At 70.5% G+C, this 16622-nt stretch carries 17 protein-coding genes and 1 tRNA gene; 6 read left to right on the top strand and 12 right to left on the bottom strand.

What is annotated here, in order from left to right:
• The 4 genes from ACFC8N_RS37210 (at position 1) to ACFC8N_RS37195 (ending at position 4533) form a co-directional block, all read left to right on the top strand.
• Positions 1 to 1575 carry an NADH-quinone oxidoreductase subunit M gene (locus ACFC8N_RS37210; protein ID WP_356027486.1) on the top strand — a complete coding sequence of 525 codons (1575 nt, stop codon included), beginning with the start codon at positions 1 to 3 and terminating at the stop codon, positions 1573 to 1575.
• Positions 1572 to 3089: an NADH-quinone oxidoreductase subunit N gene (locus tag ACFC8N_RS37205; RefSeq protein WP_356027483.1), complete on the top strand. Its 1518-nt coding sequence runs from the start codon at positions 1572 to 1574 to the stop codon at positions 3087 to 3089. Before ACFC8N_RS37210 ends, ACFC8N_RS37205 begins: the two co-directional genes overlap by 4 nt.
• A gap of 191 nt (positions 3090 to 3280) precedes the next feature.
• Positions 3281 to 4144 carry a zinc metalloprotease HtpX gene (gene htpX, locus ACFC8N_RS37200; protein WP_376293438.1) on the top strand — a complete coding sequence of 288 codons (864 nt, stop codon included), beginning with the start codon at positions 3281 to 3283 and terminating at the stop codon, positions 4142 to 4144.
• Positions 4141 to 4533, top strand: a complete 393-nt coding sequence (locus tag ACFC8N_RS37195) for a YccF domain-containing protein (RefSeq protein ID WP_356027479.1) — start codon at positions 4141 to 4143, stop codon at positions 4531 to 4533. The genes htpX and ACFC8N_RS37195 overlap by 4 nt, the downstream gene beginning before the upstream one ends.
• Before the next feature lie 146 nt (positions 4534 to 4679).
• Here the strand turns inward: ACFC8N_RS37195 and ACFC8N_RS37190 are convergent, their stop codons facing one another.
• Positions 4680 to 5933: an APC family permease gene (locus ACFC8N_RS37190; RefSeq protein ID WP_376293435.1), complete on the bottom strand. Its 1254-nt coding sequence runs from the start codon at positions 5931 to 5933 to the stop codon at positions 4680 to 4682.
• Positions 5934 to 6097: 164 nt separating this feature from the next.
• Here ACFC8N_RS37190 and ACFC8N_RS37185 point away from each other — a divergent pair, with 164 nt between their 5' ends.
• Positions 6098 to 6364, top strand: a complete 267-nt coding sequence (locus ACFC8N_RS37185) for a GlsB/YeaQ/YmgE family stress response membrane protein (protein ID WP_356027474.1) — start codon at positions 6098 to 6100, stop codon at positions 6362 to 6364.
• A 110-nt stretch (positions 6365 to 6474) separates the two neighbouring features.
• Here the strand turns inward: ACFC8N_RS37185 and ACFC8N_RS37180 are convergent, their stop codons facing one another.
• The gene (locus ACFC8N_RS37180; RefSeq protein WP_356027471.1) at positions 6475 to 6963 is read right to left on the bottom strand and encodes a YajQ family cyclic di-GMP-binding protein; all 489 of its coding nucleotides are present in this window, start codon (positions 6961 to 6963) and stop codon (positions 6475 to 6477) included.
• A 227-nt stretch (positions 6964 to 7190) separates the two neighbouring features.
• On the opposite strand from ACFC8N_RS37180, the gene ACFC8N_RS37175 reads away from it, so the two are divergent.
• Positions 7191 to 7272 (top strand) — tRNA-Tyr (locus ACFC8N_RS37175).
• 153 nt (positions 7273 to 7425) lie between these two features.
• Here ACFC8N_RS37175 and ACFC8N_RS37170 read toward each other — a convergent pair.
• The 10 genes from ACFC8N_RS37170 to ACFC8N_RS37125 all read right to left on the bottom strand — a co-directional run bounded on the left by ACFC8N_RS37170 (position 7426) and on the right by ACFC8N_RS37125 (position 16621).
• The gene (locus tag ACFC8N_RS37170) at positions 7426 to 8790 is read right to left on the bottom strand and encodes a tyrosine-type recombinase/integrase (protein ID WP_376293433.1); all 1365 of its coding nucleotides are present in this window, start codon (positions 8788 to 8790) and stop codon (positions 7426 to 7428) included.
• Positions 8787 to 8996 (bottom strand): helix-turn-helix transcriptional regulator, encoded by a 210-nt coding sequence (locus ACFC8N_RS37165; RefSeq protein WP_376293431.1) that lies wholly within the window; start codon positions 8994 to 8996, stop codon positions 8787 to 8789. The genes ACFC8N_RS37170 and ACFC8N_RS37165 overlap by 4 nt, the downstream gene beginning before the upstream one ends.
• A 526-nt stretch (positions 8997 to 9522) precedes the next feature.
• The gene (locus ACFC8N_RS37160; protein ID WP_376293428.1) at positions 9523 to 11007 is read right to left on the bottom strand and encodes an ATP-binding protein; all 1485 of its coding nucleotides are present in this window, start codon (positions 11005 to 11007) and stop codon (positions 9523 to 9525) included.
• Positions 11008 to 11010: 3 nt separating this feature from the next.
• Complete coding sequence (locus ACFC8N_RS37155) at positions 11011 to 11850, bottom strand: DNA primase (RefSeq protein ID WP_376293426.1); 840 nt, start codon at positions 11848 to 11850, stop codon at positions 11011 to 11013.
• Positions 11847 to 12575 carry a DNA methylase gene (locus ACFC8N_RS37150; protein ID WP_376293424.1) on the bottom strand — a complete coding sequence of 243 codons (729 nt, stop codon included), beginning with the start codon at positions 12573 to 12575 and terminating at the stop codon, positions 11847 to 11849. Before ACFC8N_RS37150 ends, ACFC8N_RS37155 begins: the two co-directional genes overlap by 4 nt.
• Positions 12576 to 12660: 85 nt before the next feature.
• The gene (locus ACFC8N_RS37145; RefSeq protein WP_356030954.1) at positions 12661 to 12801 is read right to left on the bottom strand and encodes a hypothetical protein; all 141 of its coding nucleotides are present in this window, start codon (positions 12799 to 12801) and stop codon (positions 12661 to 12663) included.
• A 19-nt stretch (positions 12802 to 12820) separates the two neighbouring features.
• Positions 12821 to 13273, bottom strand: a complete 453-nt coding sequence (locus tag ACFC8N_RS37140) for a hypothetical protein (RefSeq protein WP_376293421.1) — start codon at positions 13271 to 13273, stop codon at positions 12821 to 12823.
• 171 nt (positions 13274 to 13444) lie between these two features.
• Entirely contained in the window at positions 13445 to 15496 is a 2052-nt protein-coding gene (gene traB, locus ACFC8N_RS37135) for a plasmid transfer protein TraB (protein WP_376293419.1), read from the bottom strand.
• A gap of 16 nt (positions 15497 to 15512) precedes the next feature.
• Complete coding sequence (gene traA, locus ACFC8N_RS37130; RefSeq protein WP_376293417.1) at positions 15513 to 16106, bottom strand: plasmid transfer protein TraA; 594 nt, start codon at positions 16104 to 16106, stop codon at positions 15513 to 15515.
• Positions 16107 to 16123: 17 nt separating this feature from the next.
• Complete coding sequence (locus tag ACFC8N_RS37125; protein ID WP_376293414.1) at positions 16124 to 16621, bottom strand: hypothetical protein; 498 nt, start codon at positions 16619 to 16621, stop codon at positions 16124 to 16126.
• Position 16622: the final 1 nt, after the last annotated feature.

Raw genomic sequence — 16622 nt, 5'->3', positions numbered from 1 at the left:
GTGATCGATATCAACGAGTCCGTGATGCAGTTCCTTCTGGCGTTCGTCGTCGTCGGCCCGCTCCTCGGCGCCGTCGCCGCTCTCCTGCCCGCCCCGCCCGGGCTGAAGGGGAGGTCGCCCGAGCAGGCCGTGCTGCGCCACGGCGTCACCGTGACCGGCGCGATCCTCATCGCCGCGATCGTCCTCGCGCTCGGCTTCGACAGCGACCACCCGTCGAAGATGCAGGCCACGACCGACATCAGCTGGATCCCCGCGCTCGACGTGCGGATCCACCTCGGCATCGACGGCATCTCCCTCCCCCTTCTGGTCCTTACCGCGCTGCTGACCTTCCTCTGCGCGCTGTACTCCTACTTCAAGCCGCCGACGGGCGGCTCCCCCAAGGCGTTCGTCGCGCTGCTGCTCCTGCTTGAGTCCGGCACCCTCGCCACCTTCGCCGTCCTCGACCTGTTGCTGTTCTTCCTCGCGTTCGAGACGGTGCTCATTCCGATGTACTTCCTCATCGCCCGCTGGGGCGGCGAGGGGCGGACCCGGGCCGCGTGGAAGTTCATCCTGTTCACGCTGCTCGGCTCCGTCGTCATGCTGCTCGGCCTGCTCCTGATCGGAATCAAGGCGGGCACGTTCGACATGGTGGCACTCGCCACTGACAACGGCCGGTCGCTCACCGCATCCGTGCAGGTCATCGCCGTTCTGGCGATCGGGATCGGACTCGCGGTCAAGTCCCCGATGTGGCCGCTGCACAGCTGGCTTCCCGAAGCCCACACCGCTGCCCCGACCGTCGGCTCGGTCCTGCTGGCCGGTGTCCTGCTGAAGATGGGTACGTACGGGTTCGTCCGGATCCTGCTGCCGATCGCGCCGCACGGCTTCCACACCTTCGCGCCGTACCTCGCCGCCTTCGCCGTCGTCGGGATCATCTACGGATCCCTGGCCTGCCTGGCCCTGGCCAAGCGCGGCGCGAAGGGCGATCTGAAGCGGCTGATCGCCTACTCCTCAGTCGGCCACATGGGCTTCGTCCTGCTGGGCATCGCCACCATGACCCCGACCGGCGTGAACGGCGCCCTGTTCGCCAACATCGCCCACGGCCTCATCACAGGGCTGCTGTTCTTCCTGGTCGGCGGCCTGAAGGACCGCACCGGCACGACCGACCTGGACACCCTCGCCGAGGAGAGCGGCGCGGCCCTGTACGGCAGGGCCCCACGCCTCGGCGGCCTGCTCGCCTTCGCCGCCGTCGCCTCGCTCGGGCTGCCCGGGCTCGCCGGGTTCTGGGGCGAGATGCTGGCCCTGTTCGGCGCGTTCAAGCCTGCCGCCGATCTCAGTCGGCCCGCGTTCCTCACGTTCATGGCGATCGGCGCGTTCGGCACCCTGCTGACGGCCGCGTACATGCTGATCGTGGTCCGCCGCGTCTGTATGGGCGGCGCGGAACAGGAGGTCCCGAAGCTCGCCGACGTCCACGGCTACGAGTTCGCCGCCTGGACCCCGCTCGTCGCCCTCACCGTCGGCGCCGGGCTGTGGCCCAAGGCCCTGCTCGGCCTGACCGACCCGGCCGTGCACCAGCTCCTCGCAGGAGGCCCCCGATGAGCGCCCAGCCCCTCGCCGAGTCGCTGGTCCAGTCCGTCGACTGGCTCGCCGTCGCCCCGCCGCTCGTCGCCGCCGCGGTCGCGCTCGCGGTGCTGGTCGCCGACCTGTTCCTGCCCGAGGCCCGCAAGGCCGTCCTGGGCTGGGTCTCGGTCGCCGGCCTGGCCCTGGCCGCGCTGATGCTGCTGCCTCTCCTGGACGGGCACCGCAGCACCTTCTGCGTGGACCGCGCCACGCGCGCGTGCAGCTACACCGCCGACCACTTCACGCTCGTCATCCAGTTCCTGGTCCTCGGCGGCGCGCTGCTGGCGGCCCTGCTGTCGGTCACGAACCTCAAGGACGACGAGCAGCGGGTCCCCGCGGGGGAGTTCTGGTTCCTGCTGCTGTCCTCCGCGGCCGGCGCCGCCCTGCTGCCCGCCTCCCGCGACCTGGCCACCCTGATCGTCGCCCTGGAGGTCGCCTCCCTGCCCGCCTTCGCTCTCGTCGGCATCCGGCACGGCGACAAGCGCTCCTCCGAGGCCGCGCTGAAGTTCTTCCTGTCCTCGGTCACGGCCACCGCGGTCAGCCTGATGGGCGTCAGCTTCGTCTACGCCTCCACCGGCACCCTGTACCTCACCCAGGTCGCGCAGCGCCTGCCCCACGTCGACGGACAGCTGCACACCCTCGCCCAGACCGGGGTCGTCCTCACCCTCGTCGGCTTCGCCTTCAAGACCGCCGCCGTCCCGTTCCACTTCTGGGTGCCCGACACCTACGTGGGTGCGCCGCTGCCCGTCGCCGCCTATCTGTCGGTGGTCGGCAAGGCGGTCGGCTTCTCCGGCCTGATCCTCGTCACCGTCGTCGCGTTCCCGTCGTACGCCGACGTCTGGGGGCCCGCGCTCGCCGCCCTGGCCGCCCTCACCATGACCGTCGGCAACGTCGGAGCCCTGCGCCAGCAGGCCACGCGCGCGTACAGCGCCGTACGACTGCTCGCCTGGTCCTCCGTCGGCCAGGCCGGCTATCTGCTGGTGCCGATCGCCGCCGCCGGGTACGCCAAGGACCCGCAGAAAGCGATCGGCTCCACGGTCGCCTACGCGCTGATGTACGCGGCCGTGAACCTCGGCGCGTTCGCGGTGGCCGCCCTGGTGGGCCGCAGCCGGGCCCTGAACCGGATCAGCGACTACCGGGGGCTGTACGCCACCAACCCGCTCACCGCGCTCCTCCTGGCCTTCTTCCTGCTGTGCCTGGCCGGGCTCCCGCCGGGCGTCATCGGCCTGTTCGCCAAGGTCACCGTGTTCTCGGCGGCCGTCGACGCGGGCCTCGGCTGGCTCGCCGTCGTCATGGCCGTCAACGTGGTGATCGCCCTCTTCTACTACCTCCAGTGGACGGCCCTGCTGTTCCGCGCCCCCGAGGGCGAGCCCGCGCGGCACCGCGTTCCGGCCCCTCTCACGGCCGCCATCGCCCTCACCGGAGTCCTCGGCGTCGCCCTGTCCGGAGCACCCCAGGTGGTCCTCCGGTTCGCCTCCACCGGACTGTTCTGACACACCGCCCCGCGCGCGTGCCGCATCCGTACCCCCACGCGCGCGGGAGGAAGAAACAGCACGTCACCCGTACAGCCGAGCGACGCCCGCACGGACACAGGGAACTCGTGACCGCCGCCTGGCGTTGTCACAGACGGGAGGGTCCACTGGACCAAAGTGTTCCCCAGCTGCACGGATTTGGAGGACGTACGGTGCACCGCCGGCACAACGGGCTCAGGACCGCAGTACTCCTCGGGGGACTGTCCGCACTCATCATCGTCATCGGCAGCTTCTTCGGCCGCACCGGCCTCGTCGTCGCCGTCCTGATCGCGCTCGGCACGAACGCGTACGCGTACTGGAACAGCGACAAGCTGGCGCTGCGCGCGATGCGCGCCCGCCCGGTGAGCGAGTTCGAGGCTCCCGCGCTCTACCGGATGGTCCGCGAGCTGTCCACGCAGGCCCGCCAGCCCATGCCCCGCCTGTACATCTCGCCCACGGAGGCCCCCAACGCCTTCGCCACGGGCCGCAACCCGCGCAACGCCGCGGTGTGCTGCACCGAGGGCATCCTGCGCCTGCTGGACGAGCGCGAGCTGCGAGGCGTGATCGGGCACGAGCTGAGCCACGTCTACAACCGGGACATCCTCATCTCCTCGGTCGCCGGCGCCCTCGCCTCGGTGATCATGTTCCTGGTGAACTTCGCCTGGCTCATCCCGATCGGCCGCTCGGACGACGACGACGGCCCCGGCCTGCTCGGCATGCTCCTGATCATGATCCTCGGCCCGCTCGCCGCCACCCTCATCCAGCTGGCCATCAGCCGCTCCCGCGAGTACGAGGCGGACGCTTCCGGCGCGCAGCTCACCGGCGACCCGCTCGCCCTCGCCGGCGCCCTGCGCAAGCTGGAGGTGGGCACGCAGCAGCTTCCGCTGCCGCCGGAGCCCCGGATCGAGACCGCCAGCCACATGATGATCGCGAACCCCTTCCGTGCGGGCCAGGGACTGACGAAGATGTTCTCCACGCACCCGCCGATGGCGGACCGCATCGCCCGGCTCGAGAAGATGGCAGGACGCACCCGGTGAAGACCATCCTGAACGTCATTTGGCTCGTCCTGAGCGGCTTCTGGCTGTTCCTGGGCTACCTGTTCGCAGGCGTCCTGCTGTGCATCACCGTCATCGGCATCCCCTTCGGCATAGCGGCTTTCCGTATCGGCCTCTACGCCCTGTGGCCCTTCGGGTACACCACGGTCGAGCGCCGGGACGCGGGCGCCCCCTCCTGCATCGGCAACGTCCTGTGGCTGATCCTGGCCGGCTGGTGGCTGGCGATCGCTCACATCGTCACCGGCATCGCCCTGTGCGTCACGATCATCGGCATCCCGTTCGGCATCGCCAACTTCAAGCTGATCCCGGTCTCCCTGCTGCCGCTGGGCCGCGAGATCGTCCCCACGGACCAGCCGTTCGCGAGCCGCTGAGCAGGCGGTCACAGCCACCAGGTCACTGACAGGGCGTCACGCGTGCGTACCGCCACTGGCGGCTTCTCCCGCCGGCGCGCCGGGCCTCGCCCCGGTACCGACGACGGCTCACGCGCGCGTGCCGTAACCGGCGCTCCGGCAGCGCGTCACGGGCGACGCCGGTCCGCCCACCACCGTCGTACACCGTAGGCCGCCGCGCCCGCCACGAGCACGCCCGCTCCCGCCGCGACCGAACCGGCGGGCAGCGCGAACGCCAGCGTGGCGCAACCCAGCAGGCCCGCCACGGGTACGACGCGGGACCGCGGGGCCGGACTCAGCGTCCACGCGGAGGCGTTGGCGACGGCGTAGTAGGCCAGCACACCGAAGGACGAGAAGCCGATCGCGCCGCGCACGTCCACCGTCGCGGCCAGTACGGCGACCACCGAGCCCACGGCCAGCTCCGCCCGGTGCGGCACCCGGAACCGCGGATGTACGGCCGCGAGCGCCGCGGGCAGATGCCCGTCCCGGGCCATGGCGAGCGTCGTACGGGACACCCCGAGGATCAGCGCGAGCAGCGAACCCAGCGCGGCCACCGCGGCCCCCGCGCGCACCACCGGCACGAGGCCCGGCGCCCCGGCAGCCCGCACTGCGTCGGCCAGCGGCGCCGCCGCCTGCCCGAGCAGGGCCGGGCCGAGGACGGCGAGCACCGCGACGGCCACGCACGCGTACACCAACAAGGTGATCCCGAGGGCCAGCGGGACGGCGCGCGGGATCGTCCGTGCCGGATCCCGCACCTCCTCGCCGAGAGTCGCGATCCGCGCGTACCCGGCGAACGCGAAGAACAGCAGCCCGGCCGCCTGGAGCACCCCGTTCGCGCCCGACGACAGCCCTATGTCCAGCCGTTCGGCGCCGGCCCGCCCCGAGGCGAGGCACACGACGACCACGGCCGCGAGGACGGCCAGCACGACGGCCACGATCGCCCGGGTCAGCCACGCCGACTTCTGGATCCCGCCGTAGTTCACGGCCGTCAGCGCCACCACCGCCGCGACCGCCGGCGCGTGCGCCTGTCCCGGCCAGACGTAGGCGCCCAGGGTGAGTGCCATGGCCGCACAGGACGCCGTCTTGCCGACCACGAACGCCCAGCCGGCCAGGTACCCCCAGAAGGCGCCGAGCCGCTCCCTGCCGTACACGTACGTCCCGCCGGAGGCCGGATGGCAGGCGGCGAGACGGGCCGAGGACATGGCGTTGCAGTAGGCCACCACGGCCGCGAGCGCCAGCCCGGGCAGCAGACCCGACCCTGCCGCGCGGGCGGCCGGGCCCAGGGCCGAGAAGACACCGGCGCCGATCATCGAGCCGAGACCGACGACCACGGCGTCGCGTACGCCCAGCGTGCGCCGCAGGCCCGTGCCGGATGTGGTCATGCGCCGCACCCTGCCGCACCCTGCCGACCGTCGCAACCAGGTGAGGGACCCGTGACGTCCTCTCCATCGACGCGACACGAACACGCGCGCGTGGACAGCGAGTCCTCACCGGATCCTCAGCAGCGGGACCGTGCGAGGACAGCTGGGAAGGGCAGGTTCACGGCATGAGCATCATCGCTTGGATCATCCTGGGCCTGGCGGCCGGAGTCATCGCCAAGGTCCTCCTGCCGGGGCGTGACCCCGGCGGCTTCATCGGTACGACCCTCATCGGCATCGCGGGGGCGTTCATCGGCGGCTGGATCTCGGCCCGCTGGCTGGACCACCCGATCACCAAGAGCTTCTACGACGGTGCCACCTGGGCCGCGGCCGTCGGCGGCTCGCTGGTGCTGCTGATCGTCTACCGCATCCTGTTCGGAAACTCACGCGACTGAGCCCCCGTGGGACGCGACCCTGACACGTGGGACACGGCAGGGGTGGGCCGCCCGGAACCGGGCGGCCCACCCCTGCCGTTGCGCTCGCTGTCGCTGTTCCCGCCGGTGTCCTAGCGGTAGTTCACGAACTGGAGCGCGAAGTCGAAGTCCTTGCCCTTCAGGAGCGCGATCACGGCCTGGAGGTCGTCGCGGCTCTTGGAGGTGACGCGCAGTTCCTCGCCCTGGACCTGCGCCTTGACGCCCTTCGGGCCCTCGTCGCGGATGATCTTCGCCACCTTCTTCGCGTTCTCCTGGGAGATGCCCTCCTGGATCGACGCGAAGATCTTGTACTCCTTGCCGGACAGCTGGGGTTCGCCGGCGTCCAGCGCCTTCAGCGAGATGCCGCGCTTGATCAGCTTGGACTGGAAGACGTCGAGGACAGCGTTCACCCGGTCCTCGGAGTTCGCCTCCATGAGGATCTTCTCACCGGACCACGAGATCGAGGCGCCCACGCCCTTGAAGTCGTAGCGCTGCGAGATCTCCTTGGCGGCCTGGTTGAGGGCGTTGTCGACCTCCTGCCGCTCGACCTTCGAGACGATGTCGAAACTGGAGTCGGCCATGTCCTGTGGCTCCTTGTATCGGGGTGCGAATCGGGTGCGTGCCGGCGTGCGCGGCGGCGGCCGCCGGGCCCGGCGAGTCACCGGGCCGCATCCGCACCAGCCTAGCCACCCCGGGAGCCGAGAGGCGGAGATCAACCGGGTGGCGAAGCACCCCCCTGCATCAGGTATTGTTTACGTCGTTGCCAGGGAGCACCGCCGAGAAGCGGTCTTCGACGGCAGCAAAACCCGGCGGTGTGCCCGAGCGGCCAAAGGGAGCAGACTGTAAATCTGCCGGCTCAGCCTTCCCAGGTTCGAATCCTGGCGCCGCCACACGGGAACAAGGGTCCCGTGACCTGCGAGAACAGCAGGTCACGGGACCCTTGTCGTATCCTCGGATGATCAGCGGACTGTCTCACGCTGTCTCGCGTTCGAACGCCCTGTCTCGGTGTGCGTGGACGGAGTGTGGACGGGATTTCTGGCCCGTCACCCGGCCTGCCTGAGGCGGGCGGAGATCTTGGCGTTCGCCGCCTCGTCTCCGTCCTTGAGGAACTTGGCGTACACCCGGAAGAGCACCGCCACGCTGTGGCCGGCGCGCTCCGCCACGAGCTGAGGTTCCACCCCGGAGCTGAGCCAGGTGGATACCGCAGCGTGGCGAAGGTCATACGGGCGCTTGGCCAACACCGACTCGAACTCTCCTGGAGTCAGGGCCCGTGACCGGGCCTCTGTCCAGACCTCCCCATAGCCGGTGTCCTGCACCAGCCCACCCCGCATGGTCTGGAACACGCGGCCGTCCGGGGCGGTGCCGTAGGCGGTGAGATGCCACCGCAGCAGGGCGACCAGTTCGGGCGGGATCGGCACGTGACGGACGGCTCGCCGCGGACGGTGCTTCAGCCCCCGCTTGTCGTGCGCCTCACCGCTGTCCGTCCAGGCCGTACCGGAGCGTGGACGGGTTTCCCTCAGTCGGAGTAGCCCCCACCCGCGTCGAGGTAGGTCACAGTCACGGCGCCGCAGACCGATGACTTCGGCCGGCCGCGCTGCGGCGTAGTAGATGCAGCCGAAGAACGCCACCAGCCGACGGCCGCGCGGGCTCTGGTCCCGTACGGCGGCCAGCAGCTTGGCCGCCTGCTCGGGGTTCGGTACGCACTCGGGGTCGACTTCCTCTACCACCTGCTCCGGCGCCTTCCACTTGAGGCGGATGAGCGGGTTGTCGGCAAGGAGTTCGGCCTCTACGGCGTACTCCAGCGAGTTGTAAAAGATCGCGCGCTTTCGGCTGATGGTTCCCGCCGCTGCGGTTGTCCCGTCCAGCTTCAGGGACACAGCGTTGAGAGCGGCCCGTGCCAGCAGGAGATCCGACAGAGCCGACGTGGGCAGCGACTTGCGCTTGAACCACTCCAGCACCTTGGCCACGTCGGCGGGGGTCTCGTCGTCCCAGCGGTTCTTGTTGAACGCCCAGCTATACAGGGCCCGTCGCACGATTCTGGCGTCCGGCATGCCCTTGGTGTCCTTCACGAACACGGGAGTCACGGTCGCCATCGCTTCGGCCAGCGTGCGGCGCGTGGAGGCGGGGGAGTGGGCCCACTTCATGTCGATGTAGTTGCGGGCGTGGTCGTACCAAGAGATGTCCCGCTCCTTCATGACCATGGACTTCGGTAACCCGCTGTCCACGTCGAACGGCTCGCCCTCACGGGCCGCCGTAATGAGCTGGGCCCGGCGGCTCTCCGCCAGGCCTGAGGTGAGGAACGACTCCGAGTGTGGGCGGATGCCCACCTTCCAGCGGAGTTGATAGGGCTTCCGGTAGTCACGCTTGCGGATAGCCCAGATCCTGACGGTGTAGCTCCATTCGGTCACGCGGCTTCCAATTCATCCTTGAAGGCGTCCAGGACACTTCGGCGTACGCAGATGCGGCCGGACGGCGTGCGCCGGGCCTCGGGCGCGTAGCCGTGGTTGCGCCACCGGTACCAAGTGGCGCGGCTGATCCGGAGTTCTTCCAGTGCCTCACTCAGGGGCACCAGTTCGTCCTTCGGCGTGTGGCGCTTACGGGTCGGGGTGCTCATGCGGTGATCTCTCCTCGGGGTGAGAGGACCGGGCGGGGTGTGGTTGGCGTCGTAATGTGATGGGTCGCGGGGTCGGGCCAGCGAATGGAGTTGGAGCCCGCGTCTGTCCGAGGTGCGGATTTCTGCGTCATCGCGTCAGGCACGTCATTTGCGCCTCTGACCTGCGGTTATGCGGTGACGCGGGCCGTTCGGGGCGTGTCACAGGGCGTCGCGGGGTTCTGTCATCCGTGACGCGTGTGACGCGCGATGACGCAGGTGTCGGCCGTCTGCGTCACCGGTCTAGCCGCAGGTCGGGGGCTGTTTTCTGGTCCGTGGTGACGTGGGTGACGCAGCGTCTCTTCTCTTAGGAAAAAGAGAGGGGGTGGTGTCTGTGGTGGTGTGGTGCGGCTCAGGACGTGAAGAAGGAGCCGCCTTGCGGCGCGTCTTGTGCAGCGGCGGCACGCCGCCGGAACAGCAAGAGGAGCACCTCGCGGGCGCGGGGTGCTCCTCTTGCTTGTTCGGTGCGGCACCGGCGTGGTGGCGCGGGTCAGAACGCCGCTTCCTGCTCGTGCGGGGGCGGGAGCGTTGTCGCGGGGCAGTGGGTCATTTCGATGTAGCGGGCGGCGCTGGTGCGGCCCCAGTCGATGAGGACGCCGCGTGCGGCGAGGGTCGGTTGGAGCCGCTTGAGCCGGTCGGAGAGCACCTTGCCCGTGGTGGGCCACCCCTTGGGCAGGGGACGGCACTCCTCGCCGCTGTAGAGGGTGGTGAGGCAGTGCAGCCACTCCGATGACGTCTTACGGACTTCCGCGCCCGCGTCGAGCCCGGCGGCGTGCTGCAGGACCGTCTGAGCCAGCAGGTCACCTTCGATGACGTCGTCGTTGAGGTCATCGAGGCTGGCCCGGTAGGCACTGAGCGCGCCGAAGCCGGTCGCCGCATCGAGCTGCGCGCACAGATGGGCGAAGTCCGCCATCCGCAGGTCGGTGGGGGTGTCCGCCTGCGCGGCCCGCACCTTCACCGTCAGGTCCAGCAGGGAGCCGAGAACTACGGGGAGGATCTCCGCGTACTCGGCCCAGAGTTCCGCCTCGGTGCGCCGCACTCGGGGGCGTACGAGGCGGAGCGGGAGGAGGCGTTCGGCGAGGTCGGGGCGGATGACGCCGACGTCGATGCCGGTCAGGAGCATGGGGCGCCGGTAGCGGGAGCGGACGACGTCGCCATCGGTGAACAGCGCGCGCTTGATGCTCTCGGCGCCGGTCACGATGCAGCACATGAGGTCGGACAGGTCCGGGGGCAGGTGCGAGAGGTTGTCCAGGGCGGTGACCCACCCCGCGGCCACGGCCGTGATCATGTTCTCCTCGTCCTTCGGCGCCCGGCGCAGGTCACCGCTCATCCCCTCGATGATCCGCACCAGCATCCGGCCGCCGGTGGACTTGCCCGCGCCCTGCGGCCCGGTGAGGAACGGCGCGGGGACGGGCACGGACGGCTCAAGGCAACCGATCAGCCAGGCCAGGGCCAGGCACTCGGTCTCGGCGCCGGCGAAGTTGCACAGGCGGAGCAGGAGATCGATGCCCTTGCCGTTGGTGTCCCGGGCGGGCAGGGGGAGTTCGCCGGTGAGCTGGGTGCGCCGCCAGCAGACTTCCTGCGGGTCGGGGGTGAGGACGTCCCAGCCGGTGGGGTGGATACGGACGCACTGGCCGTCGTCGCGGCCCAGGTCGAGCCAGGTCGCGCCGTCAAAGCCCGGGGCTACGCGGATGTGGGTGGGCTGTACGTCCTCGGTCAGGGCGAGTGCTTCGATCAAGTCCAACGCCTCCTTGAGTGCCGTGCCGTTGAACACGCCGATCCCGTCCTTGAAGAGGCCGACCATGAGTTCTTGCCGGTGGCTCCCGGTCGTTCCTTGGGAGCGGATCGGGCGGGCGACGGGGTGGCCGTTCTTCTGCGCGTAGACGGTGCCGTCGATGGTGCGGAAGTACCGGAAGTGCTCTTGGGCGTAGTCGGTGATGATCTGGCGGGCCGGAGTCTTCTCGTCCTCGGACATGACTCACATCCCCAGTGCGGTGCGGGCGTTGGTCCACGCATCGGTGCAGTGCCGGGGCGATTCACCCTTGGCCTGCGCGGCGGTGAACAGACGCGCAACATGGGCGTCCGTGAGACAGCCGCACCGGCCATGGGCAGACAGCACCGCGAGGAACGTGCGGTAGACCGTGGCGTGGACCGCGCTGCGGGCTTCGGTGATGCGTTGCTCGGCCATGGAGATGCCACGTTCCAGGTAGGCAGGTGTGCGGTGACGGCACGCCCCGTCCCCGCCCGGTGCGGGCACGGTGAGGGCCTGCGACGCCGGCCGGGCCGGGGAGGGCTGTTTCACGGCCAGCGCGCGCACGATCTCCGGCAGGGCTGTCATAGTGCCGGTGCCGGGGCCGAGCCACCGGGCGTAGGCCATCGTGGACTTGATGTCCACGCCGGGCCGGACCGCGTTGGCGGACCGCATGGGCCCCAGGTAGACCCAGTGCTCACCACGGGTGGTGGGCACGGTTCGTGTGGTCGGCAGGTTCTCGCGTGCCCACGTGATCGCGTCGGCGTTGTCGAGGTCCACGACCGTCAGCCACGCCCCGCCCGGGTGGTAGGCGACCGCAGTCGCCCGCGCCCATGCGCGGCGCCAGACGCCGGACTGGATGACGTCCGGGTCGGTGGTTGCGGCGGCCCAGCCGTGGCAGGGTCCGGGGCAGGCGCAGGGCCCGGCGTTCTTCATGTTGGGCCGGCCGCCGCAGGCGTTGTCGGCGCACCTGCGGCAGTTGCCGAACGGCACCTTGTTCGCCCGCAGGGGCAGGACCGGAATCCGGGAGGCGGCCAGGTCGAGGGCGGTTTTCTGGAGCTCGTTCACGCCGTCACTCCCAGACCAGTGCGGGAGGCGCGGAAGGCGCGGCCGATGTATTCGGTGTACGCGGGCGGGATGGCCTCGGTCAGTTCCTCGCGCACGTTCGTCCAGGTGATGCCCATTGCCTCTTGGAGTTCCGGGACGGTCGGCTTGCCGCCGCCGTTGCCGTACGGGGCGACGTAGGGGCCCTCGTGGTACTCACCGTGGCGGTAGCCGCGCACCCGGCCCCGGTGGCGCGGGTGGACGGGCTGCGGGGCGGTCCAGCCGCCCAACTCGAAGTTGCGGTGGCGCAGGACGCCGAGCCCGTACATCTCGCCGCACAGCCAGAGGTCTTTGCGGATCTCGGCACGGCCGTTGGGCTGTTCGATGACGTACGGCAGGCCCGTCCTGTCGAGCAGTTCCCGTGTGGGGCCGACGAGGTCGACGTGCGTTCCGCCCCAGCCCTTGGCCTGGTTGGTGCCGATGCTCAGGGTGCACTTGGCCTGGCAGGGCGGCGAAGCGTGCGCGAACGAGAACCGTCGGATCTCGCCGGTGTCGATGAGGTGGGCGAGGTACTCCAGGGCATCACCGCGGTGGTAGGTGAAGGGGTAGTTGGGCCGGTCGGCGATGTCGCAGCCGTGGACGCGGAAGCCGGCGCGCAGGTACCCCATGGCGGCGCCGCCGGCGCACGAGAACAGGTCCAGCAGTAAGGGCCGGCGGTCGTCTCGCCGAATGTCGGTGGGTTGGGTCATGCTGGAGACCTCCAACAGGTCTGTTGAGGACTGGAGACCAGGGCGGCCCGGGACTTTGCCGAGACGCGGGCCGCCCTAGGCGTAGCTACTCGCAGGTGCACTCCGGGACGTCGCCCGCTCCGGTGTCGCCGCACTGGCAGCAGTGGGCGTAGGGGTAGGGCTCGCTGTCGTCGGTGGGGTAGCAGAGCTCGCAGTCGCTGAACTCGTCGGCGAAGTCGTCGTACACGGGATGCCTTTCTGATTGATCAGCCGTGGAAGCGGTTGCGCTTGATCACGGCCCTGCGGATGTTGACCGTGGTCCCGCCGTGGTCGTGGTGGCCGCTCGTGCCGAAGACCTGCACGGCGATCCAGCCGCCGAAGATGACCGCGGCCAGGATGATCAGTTGGTGGATGAACGCGGCGAGTGCTGCGATGAACGAGGTGAGCAGGACCAGACCCCCGCACACCGCGCCGAACCCGATGCCTCCTAGCGCGATGTTCACCGCGGTCCGCGAGACGGCCGGACGCTGCTCGATGGGCGCCGGCGCGGGTGCGGGGGTGAGGGCGTAGCCGGTGACGACCCGGCCGTCGGGCAGCACGATGCTCTGCACCGCCGGCGGGCCCGGTTGCACCGGCACGAGGGGCGCGGCGGGCGCGTGCAGGGTGATCGGTTGCGGGTGGTGGACTTCGACGGCTCCGGGCTGTTCGGGGTAGGTCACGAAGGTTCCCTTCGGGACGGCCGCGGGCCCGCACGCGCGCCCGCCCGTGGGCATGCGTGGACGGGCCCGCGTGCGAGTGTCAGGCGGGTGTCAGGCGGAGGGCGTCACGCGTTTCTGACACCGGGTTTGCCTAGGGGTTTGGGTGTCAGGCGGGCCTGACGGTGTCAGGTGTCAGGCGGCCGTCAGAGCCGGGACGATGCGCCACCGGCCGGTCTGGTTGGTCGCCTCCAGACGGCCCTCCTGGTAGGCCTCCTTGAGCTGACCGGAGACCCACGGGCGGGAGAGATTGTTGCGCTCGCACCAGTTCTTGAAGTCGACCGGACCCACGATCATCCGCCCCTCGCGCTCGAACTCCTCCAGCGCCTGGGCGAACAGCCGACGGGCCTCTTCCGGCTTCGGCTTGCGGCCGGTCTCCTGTCCGAAGATCGGGGTGTCGTCGCCCTGCTCGGAGCCGGGAAGTTCCGCTTCGGGGTCGATGTCGGCGTCCTCGGGATCGACCAGCAGACCGGCAGGCTCCATCGCGTCGTCCTCCTCGTCCTTCACCGCGTGCAGCGGCGCGGGCTGCTCGGTGCCGGCCGCGGTCCGGCCGGTGTAGGCGCGGCCGGCGACGCTGGACGCAGCCCCGGCGGTGACCGGGTCGGCGGTGGCACCGTTTCGCTGCGCCCACTGGGCCAGCACCTCCATGCCCGGTGTGGCCCGGTGGCTGAAGCGGAAGGTGCGGCCCGGGGAGGCGTAGCGGTCCTCGGGGATGCCGGGGGCGACGGTGTAGCAGTAGCCGGGCCGCCGGTTGCCCCACGCCCCCGGATGCGCCCCCGCGGCCAGCACCTCGTCCGGCAGCACGAACCCCTCGTCGCGCGGGTCGCATCCCAGCGCGATGACGGACGGGAGGGAGGCCCGGGTGGAGGTGGACATCTGGTCGTAGGACGGCCGCTGAAGCGACACGATCAGCGAGACACCGGCGGAGCGGGCTTCCTGCGCGATGCCGGTGAACGCGTCGTCGCCCATCTTGCGCAGGGTGTTCGCGGCCTCCTCGAACCAGGTGACCAGGAACGGCATGCCGGGGCAGCTGCACGGCCGGCCGTCGGATCGGCAGGTGTGCTTGCCGCTGGTCTGCTGCTCCGCAGCCTCGGGCACCCACTGGCGGTAGCCGTGGGCACCCAGCCACCGCGTGCGGGCCGGGATGACGGCCTCGACGGCGGCCACCATGACCTCTGTCGGCGTGCCGCCCTCCGCGGCCCAGTCGATGCCGGGCAGCAGCGGGCGGAAGTCCTGGAACGCCTTGGGGTCGGAGAACCAGATGATGACGTCCCGGCGGGAGAGGATCTCCGTCTGGAGGTTCAGGGCGGTCTCGCCCTTGCCGGACCCGGTACCGCCCGCGACGAGCACGTGGGTGGAGTTGCGGCCCGCCTCCGGGTCACCGGGGAGCCAGACCACGAGCGGGGAGCCGTCGTCGTAGCGGCCGATGACCAGGGGTTCGGCGATCGAGCCGCCCAGGTTCGACGGGCCCTCCCACTCCACCACTTCGGCGAGCATGTCCTCGGGGACGATGATCAGTTCGCCGCGGCGGCTGGAGGAGGGGTCGGGGTTGTAGCGCACGGCGGACGTCGGCAGGTCCAGGGCGGAAGCGATCCGCCCCAGGCTCTTGGTCACGTCGTCGTTGGTCTGCTCACCTGCCTCGACGGCGAGCGGGGCGGTGACCCGGTTCGGCTCCACCTTCGCCGCCCCGAGCTGGGCACGGGCCAGACCCACCTTCTCCAGCAGCCCCTTGTCCGAGCCTTCGCCGGCCGCGTCCGGAGTGTGCCGCAGCACGAGGCGGACGTTCCAGGACAGGGCCAGGGCAGGCCCGACCATCAGGTACAGGTCACCGACCGGATTCGCGGTCGGCCCGGCGAGGCAGGCCGCAGTCAGCCAGGCAGAGCCCGCGGCCACGGTGATGGCTGAGTGCAGGCGCCGCTGCCGGCTGGTGTTCTTCCCGATCAGCCAGGTGGCACTGGTCAGCACCACCGAGCTCAGGGTCAGGCCCACGGCCGCCGGTGCGCTGTCGGCCCACCGCAGGTGACCCAGCGCCGCAGCCAGGCCGGTACCGGCCCAGCCCAGCCACGGCGGGATGTGCGGCTTGGCCCGGTGCAGCAGGTACTTGCCCACCCCACCCGCATCGGAGCCGCCCCTAAGCTGAAGTTCCAGCAGTTCCACAAGCTGGTGCTGCGCGTCGCGCTCAACCATCGAACGATCCCCCTTCTTACTGCTGAGCCCAGTTCATGACCGGCTGCTGCGGCCTGCGGGCGCGATGACGGACGCGGTTGATCTCTTCCTCGTACTGCTGCTGAAAGGTCGAGTAGCAGGCCGCGGCATTCTTCGCGGCATCCCGCAACGCGTCGGCGGACTTCTGCATCTTGCGGGCCACCTTCGCGGCGCGGGCCCTGGAGCCGAACGCGCGCCCCTCCGGGTCCGGGACCGCGGCCAGCACGCCCTTCATGATCTCCGCACCCATGGCCACCTCGATGGACAGCGTCACGGCCGCCGCGCGCAGGGTGTTGCAGTACTGCCGCACCTGCGCGGGCGAGCCGAACTCCGGGGCCGGGAGCAGGGATTCAGCGCGCGAGCCACCACCGCGGCCGCCACGGCCGCCGGGGGTGCCTGCGCCGTTGCTGGTCTTGTTGCCCGCGTTGATGTTGAGGGTGAACCCGGGCGCGAACGATGCGCCGAAGTTCTTGCTGTTCACCGCGCCCTTGGCGTAGGAGCCGTTGGCTCCGTCGATGAACGGCCGGCCTGCGTGCTGAGCCTCCCGGTAGCGCCGGTTGGCGGTCCGGTTGGCGGATCCGTTGTCAGCCATCTAGCGATCTCCTCGGGTCAGCGGGAACGAACGATGAGCCACGCGGTCTGCGCAACCAGCCAGGCAAGAAGCCAGATCAGCGCCAGCGGGCCCGCCAGCGGCCCGAACCCGGCCGCCAGCGCCACCCACGCGAACCCGACCGTGGCGAGCAGGGCGAGACCGGCACGCCAGACGACTGCGGCAGTGCGCGCCGGTCGGCGGCGCTGCACGACGCCGAACCACAGCAACGGGGCCGCGGCCAGGGGCGCGAGCAGCAGACCGGACCACCAGGCGATGGCGTGCAGGATCGCGGTCAGCGGCCACGCCAGCACGGCCAGGAAGCTGGGGGCGAGCGCGCCGCGGAAGCGCCACAGCACGCGGCCCAGAAAGCCGAGTGCCTCGCGGGTCAGGGAGTCGCGCTCAGGGACGACGACGATGAACGGCTGAGCAGAGCGGCGTCCGCGCTGGCGCGGCAGGCGGACGGTGTGAATGCCCGCGGCCGTCTTCATGCCGCGAGTACGGGTACGACTGGACACA

This window comes from Streptomyces sp. NPDC055966, from assembly GCF_042269865.1.
Taxonomy (GTDB): domain Bacteria; phylum Actinomycetota; class Actinomycetes; order Streptomycetales; family Streptomycetaceae; genus Streptomyces.
This window is presented reverse-complemented; position numbering and strand designations above follow the sequence as displayed.

What these genes read in the sequence shown, in the direction of transcription:
- ACFC8N_RS37185 (WP_356027474.1), top strand. Translation starts at nt 6,098, where the DNA reads ATGAGCATCATCGCTTGGATCATCCTGGGCCTGGCGGCCGGAGTCATC.
- ACFC8N_RS37165 (WP_376293431.1), bottom strand. Translation starts at nt 8,996, where the DNA reads ATGAGCACCCCGACCCGTAAGCGCCACACGCCGAAGGACGAACTGGTG.
- ACFC8N_RS37180 (WP_356027471.1), bottom strand. Translation starts at nt 6,963, where the DNA reads ATGGCCGACTCCAGTTTCGACATCGTCTCGAAGGTCGAGCGGCAGGAG.
- ACFC8N_RS37160 (WP_376293428.1), bottom strand. Translation starts at nt 11,007, where the DNA reads ATGTCCGAGGACGAGAAGACTCCGGCCCGCCAGATCATCACCGACTAC.
- ACFC8N_RS37205 (WP_356027483.1), top strand. Translation starts at nt 1,572, where the DNA reads ATGAGCGCCCAGCCCCTCGCCGAGTCGCTGGTCCAGTCCGTCGACTGG.
- ACFC8N_RS37150 (WP_376293424.1), bottom strand. Translation starts at nt 12,575, where the DNA reads ATGACCCAACCCACCGACATTCGGCGAGACGACCGCCGGCCCTTACTG.
- ACFC8N_RS37190 (WP_376293435.1), bottom strand. Translation starts at nt 5,933, where the DNA reads ATGACCACATCCGGCACGGGCCTGCGGCGCACGCTGGGCGTACGCGAC.
- traA (WP_376293417.1), bottom strand. Translation starts at nt 16,106, where the DNA reads ATGGCTGACAACGGATCCGCCAACCGGACCGCCAACCGGCGCTACCGG.
- traB (WP_376293419.1), bottom strand. Translation starts at nt 15,496, where the DNA reads ATGGTTGAGCGCGACGCGCAGCACCAGCTTGTGGAACTGCTGGAACTT.